The following is a 5,056-nucleotide window of genomic DNA, read 5'->3' on the forward strand; positions in this document are numbered from 1 at the left end:
CGCCAGCAGCACCGCCCCGTCCGGCATCCCGTCGGCCGTCGACGCCCCGTCTCCGATCCGCATCGCCATCGTGGACGACCAGCACCTGGTGCGGAGCGGCTTCGCCATGCTGATCAATTCGCAGCCCGACCTCGAGGTGGTGGCCGAGGCCGCGAACGGGGAGGAGGCGGTGAGTGCCCTGGCGATCACGCGGGCCGACGTCGTCCTGATGGATGTGCGCATGCCGGGCATGGACGGCATCGAGGCCACGCGCCGTATCCTCACAGAGCACCTCCGCCGTCCACCGGCCGCGTCCACCCCGTCCGGCGGCGGGGATGCGGGCCCGCGCATCGTGGTCCTGACGACCTTCGACCTCGACGAGTACGCCCTGTCCGCGATCCACGCCGGGGCGAGCGGCTTCCTGCTCAAGGACGCCCCGCCCGAGGAACTGCTCGAGGCGGTCCGGACCGTACACCGGGGGGACGCCGTCATCGCCCCGTCCACCACGCGCCGGCTGCTCGACCACGTGGCGCCGCTCCTGCGCCTGCCCTCGGCCACGCAGGACGCGCACGCGGCAGCGGTGGCGCGGCTGACGACCCGCGAGCGCGAGGTGTTCGAACTCATCGCCCAGGGGCTCTCGAACCCGGAGATCGCCCTGAAGCTGTTCCTCTCCGAGGCCACGGTGAAGACGCACGTGGGCCACATCCTCGCCAAGCTCGAGGCGCGGGACCGCGTCCAGGCCGTCGTCATGGCCTACGAGACGGGCATCGTCCGCCCCTGACACCGCCCCGGACGGCAGGGTGCCTCCCGGTACAGCCGTAGGTACCGGGAGGCACGGTCGTAGGTCCCGGCCCGTCCCGCTCATCCCCCGGTATGAGGAGCTGCGCCACAATCCCGGACCTGGCGCCGATCCGCAGGGCCCCGAGCGTCCATAGCGTGGAGGCATGACTACTTCCATGCATCCCGCCGGCTCGACGGCGATTCCCGGGGACGGCTCGCCCGCTCCGACAGCCGCCGTCTCCGCCAGGGGCGTCTCCAAGCGCTACGGCCGCGGCGAGACCGCCGTCCACGCACTTCGCGACGTCTCGGTCGACTTCGACCGGGGACGCTTCACGGCGATCATGGGTCCGTCCGGCTCCGGCAAGTCGACCCTCATGCACTGCCTCGCCGGCCTCGACAGCATCGATGCAGGACGGCTCTGGATCGGCGGGACCGACATCACCGGGCTGCCCGACACCGCGCTCACCCGACTGCGCCGTGAGCGCGTCGGCTTCGTGTTCCAGGCCTTCAACCTCGTGCCGACCCTGACCGCGGAGCAGAACATCACCCTGCCGGTGGCCCTCGCCGGTGGCAGCGTGGACACCGCGTGGCTGCAGCAGATCTCGTCCTCCCTCGGACTGGCGGACCGGCTGTCCCATCGCCCCCACGAGCTCTCCGGCGGACAGCAGCAGAGGGTCGCCGTCGCCCGCGCCCTCCTGACGAGGCCCGACGTGATCTTCGGCGACGAGCCGACGGGCAACCTCGATTCGACGACGGGCGCGGAGGTCCTGTCCCTCCTGCGGCGGAGCTGCCGCGAGATGGGCCAGAGCATCATCATGGTCACCCACGACCCGGTCGCGGCCTCCTACGCCGACCGCGTGGTCCTCCTCGAGGACGGCGCGCTCGTCGGCGAACTCGAGCAGTCCACCCCCGAGGCCATCCTCGGTGCACTCGCGAAGCTGGGGGCATAGCGTGCTGCAGGTAGCCCTGGCGCAGGTCCGCGTCCACGCACGGCGCTTTCTCGCCGTCGGCCTCGCCGTGATGCTCGGCGTGGCCTTCCTCGCCGCGACCCTCATGGTCGGTGCCACCACGAGGGCGAGCCTCGGCGAGAGCATCGGCGCCTCCTATGCCAAGGCTGACCTCGTGGTGTCCGGGCAGGAGGGCCCGGAGGTGCCCGCCGGGATCGTCGGGGAGCTCGCGTCCGTCCCCGGGGTGGACGTCGTCCACGGGCTCGAGCGCGCCTACACCCGGGTCACGACCGGGTCTGCCACAGCGCTCGCCGTCCTGACCGCGACGGCACCGGACCGGCTCGAGACCACGAGGGTGACGAAGGGCTCCTACCCTTCGGGACCGGGTGACGTGGCACTGGACGAGGCCTCGGCAGCGCGTCTGGGCGTCGTCCCCGGCGACACGCTCGCCGTCGACTCCGGAGCCGCGCCCACCTCCCCGGGCCATGCGCTCACCGTCACGGGACTCACCGCACCGAGTGCGGATCCCATGCTCGCCGGGGCTGCGCAGGTCCTCGCGCCTTCCTCCGTGGTGCGCGAGCTCAAGGAGGGTGAGGCGACCTACCGCTCCGTCCAGCTGGCGCTGTCGCCCGACGCCGATCCGGGGGCGGTCGCCTCGGCCGTCACCGCTTCCCTCGCCGCGTCATCGACCGACGGGGCCTCGGAGCTGGTGGTGCGGACCGCCGCCGAACAGACCCTCACGGATGTCGCGGCGCTCTCGGACGGAGGAGACTCGCTGACGGGGATCCTCCTCGCCTTCGCCGCCGTGGCCGTCCTCGTCGCCGGACTCGTCATCTCGAACACGTTCTCGGTGCTGGTGGCGCAGCGGACGCGTGAACTGGCCCTGTTGCGCTGCATCGGCGCCGAGCGGCGTCAGGTCCGGGCATCGGTGCTGGCCGAGGGCGCCCTCGTGGGCCTGGTCTCGTCGGTGCTCGGCGTCCTGCTCGCCGTCGGCGTCATGGCCGTCCTCGTGGGGCTCGCCCGCCGGACGGGCTTCGGGTCCTTCGCCGTCCTGGCCGTTCCGCCGTCGGCCGCGGTGATCGGCGTCTGCGTCGGGGTCCTGATGACGCTGCTCGCGGCGGTCGTACCCGCGCGGGCTGCGACACGCGTCGCGCCCCTGGCCGCGCTCCGTCCGTCGGACCCGCCGACCACCGGGAGCACGAGCGGCCGCGTCCGCGTTCTCACGGGCGTGGTGGCCGTGTGCGGCGGGGCGGCGCTCCTCCTCCTCGGCGCCGTGTCGGTCGCGATCCTGCCGGCCGTGGCAGGGGGCGCCGTGTCCTTCCTCGGCATCATCCTCCTCGCCCCGTTCTTCGTCCCCGTGAGCGTGGCCGCCGTCGGCAGGTCGGCCCGCCCGCTCGGGGTCGCCGGCACCCTCGCATCCGTGAACGCCGTCCGCAATCCGGCGCGGACCACCGCGTCGTCGGCGGCGCTGATGGTCGGCGTGACCCTCGTGACCATGATGATGGTCGGTGCGCAGACCGCCCGGACGTCGTTCGACCGCGAGCTGGACGGGAACTACGCCGTGGACCTCGAGGTCTCGGGACTCGGCACTGCGGCCGCGGTGCCCGGTACGCGCGTGGACGCGTCCACGCTGCTGCAGGTGGACGGCGTCCGGACGGCCGTCGAACTGACCCCCGTGCTGCTCACGAGCGCCGAGGACGGCGGGTCCCTGGTGTATGCCGCCGATCCGGCGGCGATTGCCGACGTGCTGAGGGCCCAGGGCGTCGCACTGACGGACGGGATGGTCCTTGCGCCCCAGGACTGGATCCAGAGCGACGTGACCGTGGACGGCGCGAACGGTCCTGCCACCCTTCCCGTCACCCCCACCGACTCCACGTTCTTCCTCCCGCTGATCACCACCGCCACCGCGGAGGCGCTCGGAGGCACCCCGGACGGCGCCCTGTCCACCTACCTGGGGACCGATGGGACAACGGACCCGGCGGAGGTGCAGGGGTCGCTCTCCACCTACGTCGGCCCGACCTTCTGGCTCGGACTCGACGACGCGCGGGACGCCGCGACGGTAGCTGACGTCCAGTCGCGGATCGTGGCGGCCACCGGGGTCTCCGAGTACCAGGTCACCGGAGCAGCCGCCGAGCGGGCGGCCTACAACCAGATCATCGACGTGCTGCTGCTGATCGTGACGGCCCTGCTCGCCGTCGCCGTCCTGATCGCACTGATCGGGGTCGCCAACACGCTGTCCCTGTCCGTGCTGGAGCGGCGCCGGGAGAACTCCCTCCTCCGCGCCCTCGGCCTCACACGGGCCCAGCTGCGCGGGATGCTGGCGGTCGAAGCAGTGCTCGTCGCGGGGGTCGCGGCGCTCCTGGGCACCGTCCTCGGCGTCCTGTACGGCTGGCTCGGGGCGCAGTCGGCGCTGGGCGGGATCGCGGCGGTCAGCGCGTCGGTGCCGGTCGGCCAGATCGCAGCGGTCCTCGCCGTGGCGGTCGCCGCGGGGCTGCTGGCCTCCGTGCTCCCCGCCCGCCGGGCGGCACGGCTCTCGCCCGTCGCCGGACTCGCGATGGACTGACCCCGCACGGCGTCCTCGGTTCCCGCTGCCACCGGCATATATTAGGGAGATCGCAGCAGTGGGTCGGAAGGACGTCGTGGGGCAGGACGAGACAGCAGGACACGGAGCGCTGGCCGTCATCGCCTCGCCGTCCCTGCAGGACTGCGCTGAGCTCGAGGCGCACCTCGTGGCGGAGGGCCTCTCGGCCCGGACCGTCACCTCCCCGGAGGCCCTGCTGGAGAACGTCCTGGCGATCCACCCGGACGTGCTCCTCGTGGACCTGTCCATCGCGGCGGCCTACGCGGGCACCCTGGGAGGCATCGTCGCGGAGCATGCACACCTCACCGGCCTTCCGGTGATCCTCCTGCTCCCCGAGGGCGGCGGCGGGACGCTCCCGGCCGGCCTGGCGCCCTACGTGTCGGACGTCGTGTTCCGCCCGGTCCGACCCGCCGAGCTGCTCCACAGGCTCACTGCCGCCATCGCACGACGGCGGCGCCATCAGGAGCAGCGTGCATCCTCTGCACGACTGCGGGAGGACATGAGGCGCATCTCCGCCCGGATCAGGGCCACGAACGATCCCGTGGTGATGGTGGACCAGTTCCTCCCAGCCGTCGGTCGGGCCCTCGGCGCTCACCACCTCGCGCTCCAGGTCTTCGACGACGATCGTGTCGCAGCCCGCAGCAGCACCTGGAGCAGCGGGGAGGTCACGGCGAGGGCGTCCCTCGCGGGTCCGTCGCACCTGCAGCAGGACTCCGCCCTCACCCTCGCCCTGAAACTGTGGGAGGCCGCCACCGCCGGATTCCGTGCC

Annotated in this window: 4 protein-coding genes; all 4 read left to right on the plus strand. The window is 72.8% G+C overall.

The window, feature by feature from the left end; all coding sequences use genetic code 11:
- The first annotated feature begins 106 nt into the window (after positions 1-106).
- Positions 107-760, plus strand: a complete 654-nt coding sequence (locus CVO76_RS06910; protein ID WP_244186308.1) for a LuxR C-terminal-related transcriptional regulator — start codon at positions 107-109, stop codon at positions 758-760.
- Between the two features lie 163 nt (positions 761-923).
- Positions 924-1,709 carry an ABC transporter ATP-binding protein gene (locus CVO76_RS06915; RefSeq protein WP_208741418.1) on the plus strand — a complete coding sequence of 262 codons (786 nt, stop codon included), beginning with the start codon at positions 924-926 and terminating at the stop codon, positions 1,707-1,709.
- 1 nt (position 1,710) lies between these two features.
- The gene (locus tag CVO76_RS06920; RefSeq protein ID WP_208741420.1) at positions 1,711-4,269 is read left to right on the plus strand and encodes an ABC transporter permease; all 2,559 of its coding nucleotides are present in this window, start codon (positions 1,711-1,713) and stop codon (positions 4,267-4,269) included.
- Between the two features lie 58 nt (positions 4,270-4,327).
- Positions 4,328-5,056 (plus strand): hypothetical protein (locus tag CVO76_RS06925; RefSeq protein ID WP_208741422.1); only part of this gene is annotated, 729 nt, incomplete at its 3' end.

The sequence above is a fragment of the Arthrobacter agilis genome (assembly GCF_002953615.1).
Taxonomy (GTDB): Bacteria; Actinomycetota; Actinomycetes; order Actinomycetales; family Micrococcaceae; genus Arthrobacter_D; species Arthrobacter_D agilis_B.